Source organism: Streptomyces sp. NPDC091281 (assembly GCF_044757425.1).
In the GTDB taxonomy this organism is placed as follows: Bacteria; Actinomycetota; Actinomycetes; order Streptomycetales; family Streptomycetaceae; genus Streptomyces.
Map to the genome: position 1 here is coordinate 155,836 of NZ_JBIVUY010000012.1, position 16,108 is coordinate 171,943.

General features: G+C 74.6%; 16 protein-coding genes. 9 read left to right on the forward strand and 7 right to left on the reverse strand.

Annotation, left to right across the window (positions count from 1 at the left end; all coding sequences use genetic code 11):
• Positions 1-40 precede the first annotated feature (40 nt).
• The 4 genes from ACIQPQ_RS28110 (at position 41) to ACIQPQ_RS28125 (ending at position 2,962) form a co-directional block, all read left to right on the forward strand.
• On the forward strand, positions 41-589 hold the full coding sequence (locus tag ACIQPQ_RS28110) for a MarR family winged helix-turn-helix transcriptional regulator (RefSeq protein WP_401308960.1): 549 nt from the start codon (positions 41-43) through the stop codon (positions 587-589).
• Positions 586-1,431 carry an ABC transporter ATP-binding protein gene (locus ACIQPQ_RS28115; protein WP_401308963.1) on the forward strand — a complete coding sequence of 282 codons (846 nt, stop codon included), beginning with the start codon at positions 586-588 and terminating at the stop codon, positions 1,429-1,431. Before ACIQPQ_RS28110 ends, ACIQPQ_RS28115 begins: the two co-directional genes overlap by 4 nt.
• Positions 1,391-2,251, forward strand: coding sequence for an ABC transporter permease (locus ACIQPQ_RS28120; protein ID WP_383778538.1), 861 nt, complete (start codon positions 1,391-1,393; stop codon positions 2,249-2,251). The genes ACIQPQ_RS28115 and ACIQPQ_RS28120 overlap by 41 nt, the downstream gene beginning before the upstream one ends.
• A 189-nt stretch (positions 2,252-2,440) precedes the next feature.
• Positions 2,441-2,962: a hypothetical protein gene (locus ACIQPQ_RS28125; protein WP_401308967.1), complete on the forward strand. Its 522-nt coding sequence runs from the start codon at positions 2,441-2,443 to the stop codon at positions 2,960-2,962.
• A gap of 34 nt (positions 2,963-2,996) precedes the next feature.
• Here ACIQPQ_RS28125 and hemC read toward each other — a convergent pair whose 3' ends face one another.
• The 3 genes from hemC to ACIQPQ_RS28140 all read right to left on the reverse strand — a co-directional run bounded on the left by hemC (position 2,997) and on the right by ACIQPQ_RS28140 (position 6,077).
• Positions 2,997-3,932, reverse strand: coding sequence for a hydroxymethylbilane synthase (gene hemC / locus ACIQPQ_RS28130; RefSeq protein ID WP_401308970.1), 936 nt, complete (start codon positions 3,930-3,932; stop codon positions 2,997-2,999).
• Positions 3,933-4,104: 172 nt separating this feature from the next.
• The gene (locus ACIQPQ_RS28135) at positions 4,105-4,881 is read right to left on the reverse strand and encodes an NPP1 family protein (RefSeq protein WP_401308972.1); all 777 of its coding nucleotides are present in this window, start codon (positions 4,879-4,881) and stop codon (positions 4,105-4,107) included.
• 197 nt (positions 4,882-5,078) lie between these two features.
• A complete protein-coding gene (locus ACIQPQ_RS28140; protein ID WP_401308975.1) occupies positions 5,079-6,077 on the reverse strand; it encodes an ATP-dependent DNA ligase in 999 nt (332 codons plus the stop codon).
• A gap of 141 nt (positions 6,078-6,218) precedes the next feature.
• On the opposite strand from ACIQPQ_RS28140, the gene ACIQPQ_RS28145 reads away from it, so the two are divergent.
• Complete coding sequence (locus tag ACIQPQ_RS28145; RefSeq protein ID WP_401308978.1) at positions 6,219-6,599, forward strand: DoxX family protein; 381 nt, start codon at positions 6,219-6,221, stop codon at positions 6,597-6,599.
• Positions 6,596-7,063, forward strand: a complete 468-nt coding sequence (locus tag ACIQPQ_RS28150; RefSeq protein WP_383778544.1) for a peroxiredoxin — start codon at positions 6,596-6,598, stop codon at positions 7,061-7,063. The genes ACIQPQ_RS28145 and ACIQPQ_RS28150 overlap by 4 nt, the downstream gene beginning before the upstream one ends.
• A 145-nt stretch (positions 7,064-7,208) precedes the next feature.
• Here the strand turns inward: ACIQPQ_RS28150 and ACIQPQ_RS28155 are convergent, their stop codons facing one another.
• The gene (locus ACIQPQ_RS28155; protein WP_401309307.1) at positions 7,209-8,039 is read right to left on the reverse strand and encodes an aldo/keto reductase; all 831 of its coding nucleotides are present in this window, start codon (positions 8,037-8,039) and stop codon (positions 7,209-7,211) included.
• Positions 8,040-8,188: 149 nt separating this feature from the next.
• Here ACIQPQ_RS28155 and ACIQPQ_RS28160 point away from each other — a divergent pair, with 149 nt between their 5' ends.
• A complete protein-coding gene (locus ACIQPQ_RS28160) occupies positions 8,189-9,202 on the forward strand; it encodes a TauD/TfdA dioxygenase family protein (RefSeq protein ID WP_401308981.1) in 1,014 nt (337 codons plus the stop codon).
• A 94-nt stretch (positions 9,203-9,296) separates the two neighbouring features.
• Here ACIQPQ_RS28160 and ACIQPQ_RS28165 read toward each other — a convergent pair whose 3' ends face one another.
• The 3 genes from ACIQPQ_RS28165 to ACIQPQ_RS28175 all read right to left on the reverse strand — a co-directional run bounded on the left by ACIQPQ_RS28165 (position 9,297) and on the right by ACIQPQ_RS28175 (position 12,961).
• Positions 9,297-10,325 (reverse strand): LLM class flavin-dependent oxidoreductase, encoded by a 1,029-nt coding sequence (locus ACIQPQ_RS28165; RefSeq protein ID WP_401308984.1) that lies wholly within the window; start codon positions 10,323-10,325, stop codon positions 9,297-9,299.
• Between the two features lie 81 nt (positions 10,326-10,406).
• The gene (locus ACIQPQ_RS28170) at positions 10,407-11,924 is read right to left on the reverse strand and encodes a metallophosphoesterase family protein (RefSeq protein WP_401308986.1); all 1,518 of its coding nucleotides are present in this window, start codon (positions 11,922-11,924) and stop codon (positions 10,407-10,409) included.
• A gap of 215 nt (positions 11,925-12,139) precedes the next feature.
• Positions 12,140-12,961 carry a DUF1684 domain-containing protein gene (locus ACIQPQ_RS28175; RefSeq protein ID WP_401308989.1) on the reverse strand — a complete coding sequence of 274 codons (822 nt, stop codon included), beginning with the start codon at positions 12,959-12,961 and terminating at the stop codon, positions 12,140-12,142.
• Positions 12,962-13,565: 604 nt separating this feature from the next.
• Between ACIQPQ_RS28175 and ACIQPQ_RS28180 the strand changes: the two genes are divergently transcribed.
• Together ACIQPQ_RS28180 and ACIQPQ_RS28185 are read left to right on the forward strand one after the other, a co-directional pair.
• Positions 13,566-14,672, forward strand: a complete 1,107-nt coding sequence (locus tag ACIQPQ_RS28180; protein WP_401308992.1) for an LLM class flavin-dependent oxidoreductase — start codon at positions 13,566-13,568, stop codon at positions 14,670-14,672.
• Positions 14,669-16,054: an NtaA/DmoA family FMN-dependent monooxygenase gene (locus ACIQPQ_RS28185; RefSeq protein WP_401308995.1), complete on the forward strand. Its 1,386-nt coding sequence runs from the start codon at positions 14,669-14,671 to the stop codon at positions 16,052-16,054. The genes ACIQPQ_RS28180 and ACIQPQ_RS28185 overlap by 4 nt, the downstream gene beginning before the upstream one ends.
• The last annotated feature ends 54 nt before the right edge of the window (positions 16,055-16,108 follow it).

Consider the following 16,108-nt stretch of genomic DNA (forward strand, 5'->3'; position numbering starts at 1 on the left):
TTGAATCCATTAGCTCTGACACAGAGGTAACGTCGACCGTATGGACACCCGCGCGAACGGCGAGACCGCCGACGGCCCCCTCCCGGCCGGTTTTCCGGCCGAGCTGGCCGACACGCTCGTCGGCGTCCAGCGGCTGCTCAGGCGGCGGCTGCGCGCCGGACTCACCGCACCCCGGCTGCGGGGCGCCGAGGTGGAACTGCTCCGCCTCGTCGACGACCACCCCGGCATCGGCGTCTCCGAGGCCGCCAAGGAGCTGCACCTCGCCGGGAACTCGGTGTCCACCCTGGTCAACCAACTGGTCAAGGACGGCCGCCTGGTCCGGGAAGCCGACCCCGCCGACCGGCGCGCCGCCCGCCTGCGCCTCACCCCGGCCGCCCGCGACCGGCTGCGCGACTGGGAGGAACGGCGCGCCGCACTCGTCGGACGCCACCTCGCCGGACTCGGCCCCGCCGACCGGGCGGCCCTGCGCGCCGCGCTGCCCGCCCTGCGCGCCCTCTCCGTACGCCTGCGCGAGGACGACGCCGGGGCCGCCGAGCCCGCACCACCCGCCCGGCCCGCCGGGGCCGGACAGAAGGCCGAGGACGTATGAGCACCGCCACGCCCCCCGCGTACGCCGTCGCCTGCACCGGGCTCACGCACGCCTTCGGCGAGACCCGCGCCGTCGACGGGCTGGACCTGACCGTGGACGAGGGCGAGGTCTTCGGGCTGCTCGGCCCCAACGGCGCGGGCAAGACCACCGCCCTGCGCTGCGTCACCACCCTCCTCCCGGTCCCGCCGGGCAGGATCGAGGTCTTCGGCCACGACGCCGCCACCGACCGCATGGCCGTCCGCCGCCTCCTCGGCTACGTCCCGCAGCAGCTCTCCGCAGACGCGGGCCTCACCGGCCGGGAGAACGTCTCCCTCTTCGCCCGCGTCTTCGACGTCCCCCGCCGCGAACGCGCCGAACGGGTCGCCCAGGCCCTCACCGCCGTCGACCTCACGGACGCCGCCGACCGGCTCGCCAAGACCTACTCCGGCGGCATGGTCCGCCGACTCGAACTCGCCCAGGCCCTCGTCAGCGCGCCCCGGCTGCTCATCCTCGACGAGCCGACCATCGGCCTCGACCCGATCGCCCGCACCAGCGTCTGGGAGCACATCACCGCCGTCCGCGCGGCCACCGGCATGACCGTCCTGGTCACCACCCATTACATGGACGAGGCCGACCAGTACTGCGACCGGGTCGGCCTCATGCACCACGGCCGCGTCCGCGCCCTCGGCACGCCCGAGGAACTGCGCCGGGGACTCGGCGCCCGGCGCGGCACCCCGGACACCGACCCGCCGCCCACCCTGGAGGACGTCTTCCGCGACGTCGCCGGCAGCGGACTCGACGACCAGTCAGGAGACTTCCGCGATGTCCGAAGCACCCGCCGCACCGCGCACCGCGTCGGCTGACCCCGACCGCCTCCAGGGCATCGGCCTGCTGCTGCGGCCGCCCGTCCCGCGCGCCGGATGGCGGGTGCTGCCCGCCCGCGTCGGCGCGATGTGCGCGGTCGAACTCCAGAAGCTGCGCCACGACCGCACCGAGCTGTACACCCGCGCCGTCCAGCCCGCGCTCTGGCTGCTGATCTTCGGTCAGACCTTCACCCGCCTCAAGGCGATCCCCACCGGCGGCGTCCCCTACCTCGACTACCTCGCCCCCGGCATCATCGCCCAGTCCGCCATGTTCATCGCCATCTTCTACGGCATCCAGATCATCTGGGAGCGGGACGCGGGCGTCCTCAACAAGCTGCTGGTGACGCCGACTCCACGCGCCGCGCTCGTCACCGGCAAGGCGTTCGCGGCCGGCGTGAAGTCGGTGATCCAGGCCCTCGTGGTCGTCGTCATCGCGGCCCTGCTCGGCGTCGCCCTCACCTGGAACCCGCTGCGCCTCCTCGCCGTCGCCGCGGTCGTCGTCCTCGGATCGGCCTTCTTCGCCTGCCTGTCGATGACCATCGCGGGCATCGTCCTCAGCCGCGACCGCCTCATGGGCATCGGGCAGGCGATCACCATGCCGCTGTTCTTCGGCTCCAACGCCCTCTACCCCGTGGACGTCATGCCCGGCTGGCTCCAGGCGGTCAGCAAGGCCAACCCGCTCAGCTACGAGGTCGACGCCCTGCGCGGACTCCTCCTCGGTACGCCCGCCCACCTCGCCCTCGACTTCGGCGTGCTCCTGCTCGCCGCCGCCCTCGGTGTCGCCGCCGCCTCCGCGCTGCTCGGCCGGCTCGCCCGCTGATCTTGCCGCCGACGTGATGTACGGCACGCCCGCGCGGCCGGCCGCGCCACCCGATCCGGGATTCCCGCTGCGCACGGCTTGATCAACGATCAAAAGGGATGAAGGGCCTGGCCACGGCCCAATCCGCTCATTTGACAGTGCGCTGAGCCCACGGATAGGAAGCAGCCGGTAGAAGTCGAGAGGTGGACTGTGTACGAGCCGAACGTGGTCGGGGACTGGCACGAGTACGACGAGCATGCCGGTCTGCGCGTCCGCGTCCACCGACTGGAGCGGGCCGAGCCGCCGCGGGGACGGGACGAGGCGGCCGAGGGGCTGACGTACTTCTGTCTGCGGGTGACCGTCGAGAACCGGGGCGAACGCAGTTGCTGCGTCCACCTGGAGGACGGGCAGATCGACGTCCGGCTCGGCGCCGACGGGGAGAGCGCCTTCGTCGACTGGCGCAACTCCCAGTTCGTGGAGGGCTTCGACGTCTACCCGCTGCGCCGGGTCACCGCCGTGCTCTACGCCGCCGGACCCGAGAACGCGCTCGACGTCGTCGACGTCCAGGTGCAGCTGCGGGCCGACGAGGAGTGGGCGGGCCGCCGGATGTGGGTGGGCGGCGTCGGCCTGCACGAGGGGCCCGCCGAGACCGCCGCCGGGCCCCACCGCGACAGCCTGGCCCGGCAGGTCAGCAACTTCCTGCGGGACCAGGCTGAAGAGGGCACGGCCTGACCTGGTCGGCGCCGGGTCGGGGTGACTTGTGTGCTCAGTGGGCGATGCCGTCGATGATCTCGCGGGCGCCCTGCCGCAGCAGCGCCACGGCCACCGAGGTGCCGAGCGTCGCCGGGTCGAGCGGACCCGCCCACTCGTGGGCGTTCAGCCGCGTCTTGCCGTCCGGGGTGAACACGCAGGCCCGCAGGGAGAGTTCGCCGCTGCGGTCGACGCGCGCGTAGCCCGCGATCGGGCTGTTGCAGTGCCCCTGGAGGACGTGCAGGAACATCCGCTCGGCTGTGGCCTCCCGATGGGTCGCCGGATCGCCGAGCCCGCTGACGGCGTCGATCACCGCGCTGTCGCCCTCACGGCACTGGAGGGCGAGGATGCCCGCGCCGATCGGCGGCATCATCGTCTCCGGCGACAGGACCTCGCTGATCACGTCCTGCCGACCGATCCGCTCCAGCCCCGACACCGCCAGCAGCAGCGCGTCCACCTCGCCCGCCGCGAGCTTCGCCAGCCGCCGGTTGGCGTTGCCGCGGAACGGCACGCACTCCAGATGCGGGTGGGTGGCGGCCAGTTGGGCGACCCGGCGCACCGAGGACGTACCGATCCGGGTGCCCGGCGGCAGCTCGTCGAGGGTGAGACCGCCGAGGTGGACCAGGGCGTCACGGATGTCGTCCCGCTTCAGGAAGGCGGCGAACACCGTGCCCGCGGGCAGCGGCCGGTCGGCGGGGACGTCCTTGACGCAGTGCACCGCCAGGTCCGCCTGCCCGGCGAGCAGCGCCGCGTCGACCTCCTTGGTGAACGCGCCCTTCCCCTCCACGTGGGACAGATCGCCCATCCAGGTGTCGCCGGTGGTCTTCACCGGCACGACCTCGGTGCGCACACCGGGGTGGAGGGCGGCCAGCTCCGCGCGGACGCGCTCCACCTGGGCCAGGGCCATGGGCGAGTCGCGGGAGACGATACGGATGAGTTCCGGAACGGACATGCGGGACACCCTAGACCCACGGGAGGGGTGCGGTGCGCCGTTCCGCCCCGGCGGACCCCCGCCGGGGCCGTTCTCCGGGCGTCTCCCTCGACCTGCCCCCGGATTCCTCCGGTGCCCCGCCTTCCCTCCCGTCTCCTTGTCCGTGCTCCGCCCCGGCGGCGCGCGTTCCAGGTCAGGCGTAGGCGTCGAAGGTGATCCCGGACGGCTTCGCCTTGGTGAGGTGGTTGCCGAAGTTGGGGTCCTTCAGGCCGAAGTTGGCCTTGCCGAAGTCGTGCGTGCTCAACTTCTCGCGCAGGCCCGCCGGATAGCCGTTCCAGCCGACCAGCGCCGGGTACTGCCAGGTGCCGCGGTGGTTCTCCGGCGGTTCGTCGCCCGAGGTCGCGAGCCGGAAGCAGTGGGTGCTGATGCCGTCCTTGTGGTAGACGACCTTGGCGTGGGTGCCCTCGAAGCGGACCCCGGAGGCGGCGGTCGTTTTGAAGTTGCCGTGCGCGGACGTCGAGACGTACTTCACCTGGCCGCCCTGCACCCACACCACGACGTGCTCCCAGTCGTGCCGGTGCCCGCCCAGGCCGCTGCCGGGAAGCGCCTGGTCCTTCTCGAAGTACAGGCCGTACAGGTAGGCGCACCAGCCGCTGTCGCACTTGTAGCGGGAGTAGCTGTTGGTGTTGGCGAGGTCCGAGGCGTCACGGCAACTGCCGTTGAGCGCGCCCGTCGGGTTGAGGCCGCCGTTGACGCCGCCGTCGGCGCCGATGGCGGGCGTCGCGTAGCAGCCGTCCTTGTCGTAGTCGAAGGCCGGTTGGTAGGCGAACTCGGCGGCCTCGGCGTTCGCGGGCAGCGCGCCGGGCGGGGCGGCGAACGCCACGGCGGGGAAGGCGATGACGAGCGCGGCGGCTCCGGCCAGGCCGGTGAGCCATCTGGTGCGCTGCGCCCTGAACGTCGGTGACGGCACTGAGTCCTCCTCGGGGACCGCGCGCAGCCGAACGAACGGCTGGGGGACGACGGGTTCCGAAACGGTCGCAGTGTGCCCGATCGCCCCTCCCGCGCCAAGAGGTGACGGGCGTCTCCCGAGTGAAGTGCCGCACAATGCGGCTGTTTTGAGACTCCGTCACCTGCCGTGCGGCGCCGGTCGGACGGCGTCCGGTGCGGTCAGGCGCCGGGTGGGGCCTGCCCGTCGCCCTCCGGGAGGTCCGCCGCCGACTCCCGGGCGGTGAGGTCGGTGCGCAGGCGCAGCCAGGACGGCTGGCGCAGCAGCCCCGCCCGGGTCCGGGTGCTGAAGCGGACCTCGCCGACCAGCCGGGGCACGACCCAGCGCGCGTCCGGCACCGCGGGCACCGGCTCGAAGGGGCAGACACCGGTCGCCGCCTCCGCCAACAGCCCCGCCAGCCGGGTGCGTTCGGCCTCGCTCCAGCCCGTGCCCACCCGCCCCACGTACCGCAGTCCCGTCGCCGACCGCTGGCCCACCAGCACCGCGCCGGGCCGCCCGCCGAGCCGCCCCTTGCCGGGGAGCCAGCCGCCGACCAGGACGTCCGCCGTCCGCATGTTGCGGATCTTGATCCAGGACCGGGACCGCACCCCCGGCTCGTACACCGAGTCCAGCCGCTTGCAGACCAGGCCCTCCAGCCCGTGCTCCCGCGTCGCCGCCAGCGCCTCACGGCCGTGCCCGACGAGCGCGCCCGGCGTCGACCAGAACGGTCCCCGCAGCTCCAGCTCCTCCAGCCCGGCCCGGCGCCGTACCCACGGCAGCCGGACGAGGGAGCGGCCGGCCAGGTACGGGACGTCGAACAGCACCAGATGGACCGGCGCGGTGGCCGCGAGGCGGGCCGCCCGCTCCGGCGCCCCGACGAGCCCCATCCGGGACTGGAGCGCCTGGAAGTCGGCCCGGCCGCTCGCGTCGAGGACCAGGATCTCCCCGTCCAGCACGGCGGGCGTGCCACGTTGGACGGCCCCCAGCGCGGCCAGTTCGGGGTAGGCGGCCGTGATGTCCTCGCCCGAGCGGGCGCGCAGCGACAGGGTCCCGTCTCCGGGCAGGTAGACCATGACCCGCTGCCCGTCCTGCTTGGTCTCGTAGGCCCAGCGGGCGTCCTGCGCGACGGGCGGCAGGGTGCCCGCGGTGGCCAGCATGGGGGCGATGAACGGGAGCGTCACGGGGGAGGTGTCGCCGTCCCCGCCCCGGCGCACGCCCGCCGCCCGCCGGATTCCCCTGAACGGACCGGGCCGGCCGCCCCGCCGGGAACCGCGTTCCTACTCTGGCGTAATATCGCGCGCCAGGACTTCCGAGGAGGAACCGTGAACCGGTCCGCACGCTCGTCCCTGCTGCTCGCGGGCCTGCTGGCCGGTGCGGGCGCCGCCCACTTCGCCGTGCCCCGCCCCTTCGACGCCATGGTTCCGCGCTCCCTGCCCGGCACCCCGCGCGCCTGGACGTACGCCAGCGGCGTCGTCGAGCTGGCGCTGGCCGCCGGGGTCGCGCTGCCCCGCACCCGCCGCACGGCCGCCCTGGCGACGGCCGCGTACTTCGTCGGCGTCCTCCCCGGCAACGTCAAGATGGCGGTCGACTCCCGTCACCGCCCCACCCCCCACAAGGCGGCGGCCCTCGGCCGGCTGCCCGTCCAGGTGCCCCTCGTGCTGTGGGCCCGCGACGTCGCACGGAAAGCGAAGGAACACGCATGAGCAAGGCACTCGAAACCGGCGACCTGGTCGACGACTTCACGCTCCCGGACGAGACCGGGACGCCGCGCAGCCTCAGCGGACTGCTCGCCGAGGGACCGGTCGTCCTCTTCTTCTACCCGGCCGCCCTCACCGCGGGCTGCACCGCCGAGGCCTGCCACTTCCGTGACCTGGCCGCCGAGTTCGCCGCCGTCGGCGCGCGCCCCGTCGGCGTCAGCGGCGATGTCGTCGAACGGCAGCAGGAGTTCGCCGACAAGCACACCCTCGGCATGCCGCTGCTGTCCGACGCCGACGGCACCGTGCGGGAGCTGTTCGGGGTGAAGCGCGGCTTCTCCCTCGCGCCGACCAAGCGCGTCACCTACGTCATCGGGCAGGACCGCCGGGTCCTGGAGGTGGTCCGCAGCGAGCTGCGCATGAACACCCACGCCGACCGTGCCCTGGAGGCGCTGCGCGCGCAGCGTGCGTGAGGGCGGGGGGCCGCGGAGCGGGGTGCACGGCAGCGGCGGGCCTGAACGCGGCGTGCCCGGACGTGGCGGGCCCGGACGCGGCACGCCCCGACGCGGCGGGCCCGTACGCCGGTGCGTCGGCGCACGGGCCCGCACTCCGCTCCGCTCAGAACTCCTCGTGCGTGTCCGGGTCCCCGCCGAGCCGGCGGTGCGGGGCCTCGCCGATGGCGGCCATCTCCTTCGCGTCCAGCTCGAACCCGAACACCTCCAGGTTGGCGCGCTGCCGGGCGGGGTCGGCGGACTTCGGCACGGGGACCGCCCCGAGCTGCACGTGCCAGCGCAGGACCGCCTGCGCGGGCGTCACCCCGTGCGCCTCGGCCGCCGCGACCACCGCCGGATCGGACAGCACGTCCGAGCCCCGGCCCAGCGGGCTCCAGCTCTCCGTCACGATGCCCTTGGCCGCGTGGAACGCGCGCAGCGCCGCCTGCGGGAACAGCGGATGCAGCTCGATCTGGTTCACCGACGGCAGCACCCCCGTCTCCCGCTCCAGCCGTTCGATCTGCTCGGCCGTGAAATTGGAGACGCCGACGGAGCGCACCAGGCCGTCCGCGCGGAGCTTCACCATGGCCCGCCAGGAGTCCACGTAGCGGTCGACGCGGGGCAGCGGCCAGTGGATCAGGTACAGGTCGACCCGGTCCACGCCGAGGCGGCGCCGCGACTCCTCGAACGACGCGAGGGTCTCCTCGTAGCCGTGGTGGCGGCCCGGGAGCTTCGTCGTCACCACGATCTCCTCGCGGGGCACGCCCGAGCGGGCGACACCGCGGCCCACGCCCGTCTCGTTGCGGTAGTTCGTCGCCGTGTCCACCAGCCGGTAGCCCAGCGCGAGCGCGCCCGCCACCGCCTCCTCGGCCTGCTCGTCGTCCATCGGCCAGGTACCGAGGCCCACGGCGGGCAGCGCGGTCGTGTCGTCGAGCGTGTGGGTGGGAATGCCGGTCACCATCAGGTCTCTCCTCGACTCGGTCGTCCCTCCAGCCTCGGGCACGGCACCGGGATCGACCAAACGGAGCGGGCCCCGACCGACCCGCGCACCGACGCACCGACCCACCGACGGACCACGCGACCGACGTGGCGACGAACGGAGCACCCATGACGACGACCCCCACCCCGGACACCGGCACCGGCGGCCGGACCAGCGGCGCGGAGGCCGTGGAGCGGGCCGTGCGGGCCGCCGGGCTGGAGATCAGGCCCGCCGCCGGACACATCGGCGCCGAGATCTCCGGCGTCGACCTCGCCGACGGCCTCGACACGGCCGCCACCGCCGCGATCCGGGCCGCCGTCCTGCACTGGAAGGTCGTGTTCTTCCGGGGGCAGCGCCTCGACCACGCCGCGCACGTGGCCTTCGCCCGCCGGTTCGGCGAGCCCGTCGTGCTGCCCCGGCGCGGCGGCGCCTCCCCGGCCGGGGTGCCCGAGATCGAGACCACCGCCGACCGCCTCGAACTCGGAGGCCGGTTCGGGATGGAGCACGACGAGTGGCTCGCGCGCCGCCGCCACACCCTGCTGCGTGGCTGGCACTGCGACCACGGGGCCCGTGTCGACCCGCCCGCCGCGACGATCCTGCGCGCTGAGACCGTGCCGCCCTACGGCGGCGACACCACCTGGTCCAACCTCGCCGCCGCCTACGCGGGACTCTCCGCGCCCGTACGGCAGTTCGTGGACGGGCTGCGGGCCGAGCACCGGCTCGGGGTCGGCTACCAGCCCCGCCCCGGCGACGACGCGTACGTCCGCCACCTTCTCGACCACCAGGTCGCCACCGTCCATCCGCTGGTGCGCGTCCACCCCGAGACCGGCGAGCGGATTCTCCACGTCAACGGCTACTACGTCGAGCAGATCCGCGGCCTCTCCCGCGCGGAGAGCGCCGCGATCCTGGACATGCTGCTCGCCGAGGCCACCCGGCCCGAGTACACGGTCCGCTTCCGCTGGGAGCCGGGCAGCGTCGCCTTCTGGGACAACCGGGCCACCATCCACCTCGCCCCGAGCGACAACGCCCACCTCGGCTTCCCCCGCACCATGCACCGGGTGATGCTCGCCGGGGACGTGCCCGTCGGGGTCGACGGCCGGGCCTCGGAGCCGCTGGTGGGGACCGCGCCCGGCCGCTGGTGAACGACGCGGGCAGGCGGGCGCGGGTGCGGCCCGCTGCCGGGCTCGGGCCTCGGGCTCAGGCGGCGGGCTCAGGTGGTGGGCTCAGGCGGTGGGCTCAGGTGGTGGGCTTCCAGCCCAGCGCGGGGCCCAGTCCGGTCGCCATGTCGGTGAGGATCTGCACGTAGTCGTCGTGCGTGAAGGTGAACGGCAGGGCGAAGGCCACCTCATCGACCTCCCGGAACGCGGCGTGCGCGTGCAGGCGTTCGGCGATCTCGGCGGACGTGCCGACGATGTCCGGCGCGAACAGCAGGCGCGCCGGACCCTGCGGGGACCTGGTGCGCGGGAGCCGCTGGGCGGCGAACTCCTCGTAGCGCACCCGCTGTTCGGGGGTCGCGGTGTCGGTGGGGATCACCACCAGGCCCTGGGACACCCGGGCCGTGTCGCCCGCCGGGTGCGCGGCCCGGAAGGCGCGGATGTGGGACAGCTGGATCTCCGCGAAGTCCCGCGTGTCGTCCGGGCCTTCGGGCTTCACCACACTGCTGGTGAGGAGGTTCATGCCGTGCTCCCCGGCCCAGCGGGCCGAGTTGAGGCTGCCGCCGCCGTACCACAACCGGCCGCCCAGGCCGGGGGAGTGCGGCTGCACCCGGTCGGAGAACACCTCGAAGCCCTCGACACCGCTGAAGTCCGAGGCGCTCTCGCCGCGCACCAGGTCCAGCAGCCGCCGCACCCGGCCGTACCCGAAGTCCTCGGTGTCGCCGCTGTCCGGGTACAGGGCCTCCCGGATCTGCTCGTAGTGGGCGGGCGGGCCCACGCTCACCCCCGGGTTGAGCCGCCCGCCGGACAGGACGTCCACGGTCGCCAGGTCCTCCGCCAGCCGCAGCGGGTTCTCCCAGCCCAGCGGGATCACCGCGGTGCCCAGCTCGATGCGCCGGGTGCGCTGCGACGCGGCGGCGAGCACCGCGACCGGCGAGGAGATGCCGTACTGGAGATGGCGGTGGCGCACCCACGCGCTGTCGAAGCCGAGCCGCTCGCCCAGCTCGATGATCTCCAGGGTGGTCTCGTGCCCCGGACCCGGGTCGGCGCCGTCGAACAGGCCGATGGTGAGGAAGCCCAGCTTGCGCAGCGGGCGGGGGGTGGTCGGCATGGGTTCCTCCAACGTGGGCGGCGGCCACCGCCGCACAACCGGTGCTTTTCTGATTGTCGCAGTATGCGGGGAAATGTGAGGTCAGTGGGGCGGTGGCCCCAGCGGGATGACGACCTCGTCCTCCACCGGGGGGTCCAGCTCCTGCGCCAGGTTCCCGGTCGCGGCGTGGCAGCGCAGCCGGATGCTCTCCGGGCTCACGTCCAGCCGCAGGAAGCTCTTGAAGAACGGCGGGCTGTAGGTCGCCGAGCCGGGGGAGAACACCGAGGTGTAGATCTTCCGCACCGGCAGCCGCAGCCGCGCCCCCCGGTCCGGCCTGCGGGCCGTCCCCAGCAGGGTCGCGACCAGCCGGACCCGCCGGGTGATCCGGACCTCCGCGCCCGGACCCCGGGTCGGCGGGATGCCCAGCCGCTCCGCGATCACCGCCGTCGCCTCGGCCTCGGAGAGCGTGAAGAAGCGGCGCAGCCGCAGGCGGCGGCCGTACAGGCGGCTGTAGAAGGCGAGGGAGTCGCCGCGCAGCGGATAGCAGCGGAAGCCGGCCTCGGTGACCCCGCCGACGGCGACCCGCGGAATGGTGTGCGTGGCGTGCGTGAAGGCGCCGCCGCCGCCCGACACCACGTACTGGAGCGTCCGGCCGTCCGCCAACCGCACCGGATAGCGCTGGTAGTTGTGGATGTCGCCGCCGATCGCCGCGACGAACCGGTGCTCCGGGTCGCGCACGATCTCGTCCACCGTGCCGCCGCCCTCGATGGCACACGGATGGTGCGCGCCGTCCACGTACAGCGGCGACCCGGTGACGAGGATCTTCGGGCGGGGCCCGCGGGCCACCTCCCGCAGCCAGGCGCCCTGTTCGGCGTCCAGGGTGCCGAGCAGGCCCGTGTCGATGCCGATGACACGGATCGGGCCCGCGTCGATCGCCCAGTACGGGCCCGGCTGCACGGCCTGCTGGGACGGCTCGCCCCGCAACCGCCGTGCCTCGTCCAGGCGTTGCCCGTCGAGGCGGCGCGGCCGGTGCCAGAGCAGCCCGCGCAGCCAGGCCCGGCTCGGCGGCCGGGGCGCGGGCGCCGCGGGCAGCGGCGGCGCGTCGTCGCAGAACACCCGCATGAACGCGCCGAGATCCTCGTACCAGTCGTGGTTGCCCGGTATCGCGTAGATCGGCGCCCGGTAGTCGCGGTACGGGCGGAAGAACTTGGCGTCGTAGTCGTCGGCGGCGCCCACCGGGTAGACGACGTCGCTCGCCAGGACCGCGAACCGCGTGTCCTGACCGACCGTCAGCAGGCCGGGCACGACGGCGTACTGGGGGTCGTCGCCCTCGCCCGTGTCCCCGATGACGAGGAACGAGAAGCGGTCCGGGTCCGTGCGCCGGATCACCCGGTCGGCCGGGGCCCCGGCCGCCGCGCGCTGCGCCACCCACCGGGACCTGGTCCGGCCGGTGGGGTCGCCGAACCAGGACGCCAGCACACCGTTGCGCGCGGCCCACAGCGTCCTCGGGTCCAGCCAGGACACCTTCTTCATGCCGTCGGGCATCAACCGGCTGTAGGAGCCGCGGTCGGTGGCGCCCCAACCGGCGCCTCGGGCGGTATCACGTGAGGAGTCAGACACCGGCGCACCGTAGCAACCGACCTGGGCGGACGCCCGCCCAGGGGACGGCAGTTGGGCGGCGGCAGCCGGTCGGGCAGCGGAGTACGGCCGGTCGGCGGAGGACGGCCGGGCACGGGAGGGTCGCCCGTCGGCAGAGGGGCGCCGGTCGGTGAAGGGCGGTTGGGCAGGGGAGGGCGGCACCGCCACCCGCGCCGCCCCCGCCCGTCCCGTCACGGTCAGGCCGCCCCGCCCCGCTCCAGGGGGATGCGCTCGCCCGCCTCGACCGCCACCGGCAGCCGGTTCTCGGCGGGCGGCAGCGGGCAGGTCGCCAGATCCGTGTAGGCGCAGGGCAGGTTGCCCGCCCGGTTGAAGTCCACGATCACCCGTCCCTCGGCGTCCGGCGCCGCCAGCGACAGCGCCCGGTTCGCCGCGTACGTCGTCACACCCGAGGTCGCGTCGGTGAACAGCACGGTCAGCGTGCCCGGCGCGTGCCCGTTGAACGCCGTCAGCCGGTACGTCTCCCCGGCCAGCTCGAACTCGACCTCGCCGGGGGAGTCGTAGACGTGCTCCAGGCCCTCCACCGCGGCGCCCACCGTCACCGCGCGCGGCACGTCGTACGCCACGAAACGGCCTTCGCGCACCCAGCGCGGGTCGGGCGCGTAGGCGGGGGTGCGGGTGAACGCGGTGCGCAGCGCGCTGTCGGGGTGGCGGGGGCGGAGGATGTCGTGGCCGCCGCGCTTGGCGACCTCGATCACCGCGTCACCGGCCACCGGGTACAGGCTGTCGCGTTCCGCGATCACCCCGAAGACGTGCCGCCCGCGCACCACCGTGCCGTCCACGGTCAGCTCCTCGCCCTCCGCGAGGTCGACGACGACGCCCTCCTCCGTGGTGGACCAGGCGCCCGGCGCGTCCTCGAAGCGCTCCGGCTCCGGCCCCAGCCAGCGCAGACTGGTGATGGCGAGGAAGCCGTGCGGCCCGGCCAGCACCCCCTCCTTCTGCCGGTGCCACTCCTCCCAGGCCTCGGTGAAACCGGTGCGGTCGATGTCCTGGACGGTCATGGGCGCTCCCTCTGACGGGTCGGGCGGATCGGGCGGACGCCGTCCACAACCGCGCCGGACCCCGCCGCCATCCCCGTCCGGGGCGGTTCGGGGCCGATTTCACGAGCCTGCAATGTGCGGGCCGTCCGGCACGGGAATCCGGACCGGGACGGCGGCGGCACGGCCGGGCCGCCGCCGGACGCCGCCCTGCCGAGGGCCGCCACGGGCCACCGCGGAACGCCACCGCCCCGGCCGCCGCGTACGGGACGCGGCCTCGCCCCGCCGCCACGCGCCCCGGCCAGGCGATCCCTGCCCCGACTCCGCGCGGCCCACCCTGTGCCCCCGCCGCCGCCCCCGCCCCGGCCCATGCGCGTGCATCTGATGCCCTTGACATCTTCCGCCCCGGTCGACGTAGGTTGAGCCACGTTCCGATCCGGACGGGTGGAGGCCCCGATGCACGTACCTGGCGCGGCACCCGCCGGTGCCGGCACGGGCACGCGCCTGATCACCCGGCGGCACGTCGACTACTGCCGCACCGCCTCCGCCGTCTGTCCTTCCGCGCGCCCCTGACCCCGCCGGCCCCTTCCGGGCCGGCCGTCCCACCGTGCCCTCGGAAGGAACACCCATGTCCGGCCCCGCCCTGCGGCTCGCCGTCGAGATCGACGGCGACGGCGCCCACCCCGCGGCCTGGCGCCGCGCCGCGCACTCCCCCGACCACCTGCTCACCCCGCGCCGGGTCGCGGACGTCGCCGCCGCGGCGGAGAACGCCGGGTTCACCCTCGTCACCCTGGAGGACGGCGCCCTGCCGCCCGCCGGATCGCCCGACGTCGTCGGCCGGATCGGCGCGGTCGAGCGGGCCGCCTACCTCGCCGCCCGCACCAGCGTCCTCGGCATCGCCCCCGTCGTCCCCGTCACCTACGCCGAACCCTTCCACGTCTCCAGCCAGTTGGCGTCCCTCGACCACATCTCCCTCGGCCGCGCCGGATGGGTGGTCGGCGACGAACCCGCCCCCGGCGCCGCCCGCGCCTGGGGCCGCCCGCTCGTGGACGGCGACGCCGCCCGCGCCCGCGAGGCCGCCGACGGCGTCGACGTCTCGCGCGCGCTCTGGGACTCCTGGGAGGACGACGCCGTCATCCGCTCCGTCGCCACCAGCCGCTACCTGGACCGCGACCGGCTGCACTACGTCGACTTCACCGGCGGCACCTACACGGTGAAGGGGCCCGCCATCGTGCCCCGCCCGCCCCAGGGCCAGGTCGTCGTGTTCGGCCGGGCCGCGGCCGTGCCCGCCGCCCTCCTCGACGTCGCCCTCGTCGACGGCACCGACCCGGCCGCCGTCGCCGCGGCCGCCGCCCGCACCGGCACGCCCCGCACCTTCGCCGAGGTCGAGGTCGCCCTCGACACGCCTGCCGCCACCGCCGCCGAACGCGTCGCCGACCTCGAACGGCACGCGCCCTGGACCCCCACCGGCCGTCTGCGGCACATCGGCCCGGCCGCCGGACTCGTCGCACTGCTGGCCGAGTTGGCGGGCGTCGTCGACGGTGTCCGCCTGCACCCGCTGGTCCTCGACGAGGAACTTCCCGTCCTCTCCCGCCTGGTCATCCCGGACCTGGTCGAACGGCGCCTCGCCGTACGCCCGTTGCCCGCCGCGACGCTCCGCACCCACCTGGGCCTCGACCGCCCCGCCAACCGCTACGCCGCCGCGGTCCCCACCGCCGGGCAGGAGACCCGATGACCCGCACCGACCCCCTCGACGTGCCCCGGCCCGACGCGCGCCTCCACTTCGGCGTCTTCTTCCAGGGCGTCAACCACTGGACCGTCTGGTCCGACCCGGCCAGCGGCTCCCAGACCGACCCCGCGAGCTTCCGCCGCGTCGCGCAGACCGCCGAACGCGGCCTGTTCGACGCGTTCTTCCTCGGTGAGGGACTGCGGCTGCGCGAGGTCGACGGCCGCATCCACGAACTCGACATCGCCGGACGCCCCGACGCCGTGACCCAGCTCGCCGCGCTCGCCGCCGTCACCGACCGGATCGGCCTGGTCAGCACCTCCAACACCACCTTCAACGAACCCACCGACCTCGCCCGCCGCCTCTCCGGCCTCGACCTGCTCTCCGGCGGCCGCGCCGGATGGAACGTCGTCACCACCGACAACGCCTGGACCGGCGCCAACTTCCGTCGCGGCGGCTACCTCGACCACGCCGACCGCTACCGCCGCGCCGAGGAGTTCCTCACCGTGGCCCGCGCCCTGTGGGACAGCTGGAAGGACGGCGCCGTCTTCGGCTCGCCCGGCGCCCAGACCTGGTCCGCCCCCGACGCCGTGCGCCGCGTCACGCACCGGGGCGACCAGTTCGACGTCGACCTCGCGCCGACGCTGCCGCGCAGCGCCCAGGGGCATCCGGTGATCTTCCAGGCCGGGGACTCCGCGGAGGGCCGCGACTTCGCCGCCCGCAACGCGGACGTCGTCTTCTCCGCGCACGGCTCCGACTTCGACGACGCGCTCGCCTTCGCCGAGGACCTCCGCCGCCGGCTGACGGCCGCCGGCCGCCCCGAGGACGACCTGCGCATCCTGCCCGGCACCGAGATCATCATCGGCGCCACCGAGGAGGAGGCCCTGGAGAAGAAGCAGGCCATCAGGCTCCAACAGGTCACCCCCGCCACCGCGTTGGGCGTGGCGGGCCTGCTCTGGGGCATCGACCTCTCCGACCGGGACGCCGACGCCCCGCTCCCCGCCGAGGACCCGGTCGTCGCCGAGAACGACGGTTCCTTCGGCGCCCGGCGCGTCGCCGACCCCCGCGCGGTCGTCGCCACCTGGCGGGCGCGGGCCGAGGCCAACCGCTGGTCGCTGCGCGAGACGGTCATCGCCCTCGGCCCCCAGCGCGGCCACGTCGGCACCCCGGACTCGCTCGCCGACCGGTTCGCCCACTGGGTCCGGCACGGCGCCGTCGACGGCTTCAACATCACGCCGTACCTCATCCCCGACGGCCTCGACGACATCGTCGACCTGCTCGTCCCCGCCCTCCAGGAACGCGGTGTCTACCCGACCGAGTACACGGGCACGACCCTCCGCGAGCACCTCGGCCTGCGCGCACCCCTCACCCACCGGTCCACGCACGCCTGACCCGACCGGCCGCGCGGCATCGCCACCGACGGCAACGCCCCGCACGCGAGGAAC

Excerpts from the sequence above, each read along its gene's own strand:
- ACIQPQ_RS28160 (WP_401308981.1), top strand. The coding sequence starts at position 8,189 with ATGACGACGACCCCCACCCCGGACACCGGCACCGGCGGCCGGACCAGC.
- ACIQPQ_RS28150 (WP_383778544.1), top strand. The coding sequence starts at position 6,596 with ATGAGCAAGGCACTCGAAACCGGCGACCTGGTCGACGACTTCACGCTC.
- ACIQPQ_RS28180 (WP_401308992.1), top strand. The coding sequence starts at position 13,566 with ATGTCCGGCCCCGCCCTGCGGCTCGCCGTCGAGATCGACGGCGACGGC.
- ACIQPQ_RS28110 (WP_401308960.1), top strand. The coding sequence starts at position 41 with ATGGACACCCGCGCGAACGGCGAGACCGCCGACGGCCCCCTCCCGGCC.
- ACIQPQ_RS28115 (WP_401308963.1), top strand. The coding sequence starts at position 586 with ATGAGCACCGCCACGCCCCCCGCGTACGCCGTCGCCTGCACCGGGCTC.
- ACIQPQ_RS28185 (WP_401308995.1), top strand. The coding sequence starts at position 14,669 with ATGACCCGCACCGACCCCCTCGACGTGCCCCGGCCCGACGCGCGCCTC.
- ACIQPQ_RS28120 (WP_383778538.1), top strand. The coding sequence starts at position 1,391 with ATGTCCGAAGCACCCGCCGCACCGCGCACCGCGTCGGCTGACCCCGAC.
- ACIQPQ_RS28165 (WP_401308984.1), bottom strand. The coding sequence starts at position 10,325 with ATGCCGACCACCCCCCGCCCGCTGCGCAAGCTGGGCTTCCTCACCATC.
- ACIQPQ_RS28175 (WP_401308989.1), bottom strand. The coding sequence starts at position 12,961 with ATGACCGTCCAGGACATCGACCGCACCGGTTTCACCGAGGCCTGGGAG.
- hemC (WP_401308970.1), bottom strand. The coding sequence starts at position 3,932 with ATGTCCGTTCCGGAACTCATCCGTATCGTCTCCCGCGACTCGCCCATG.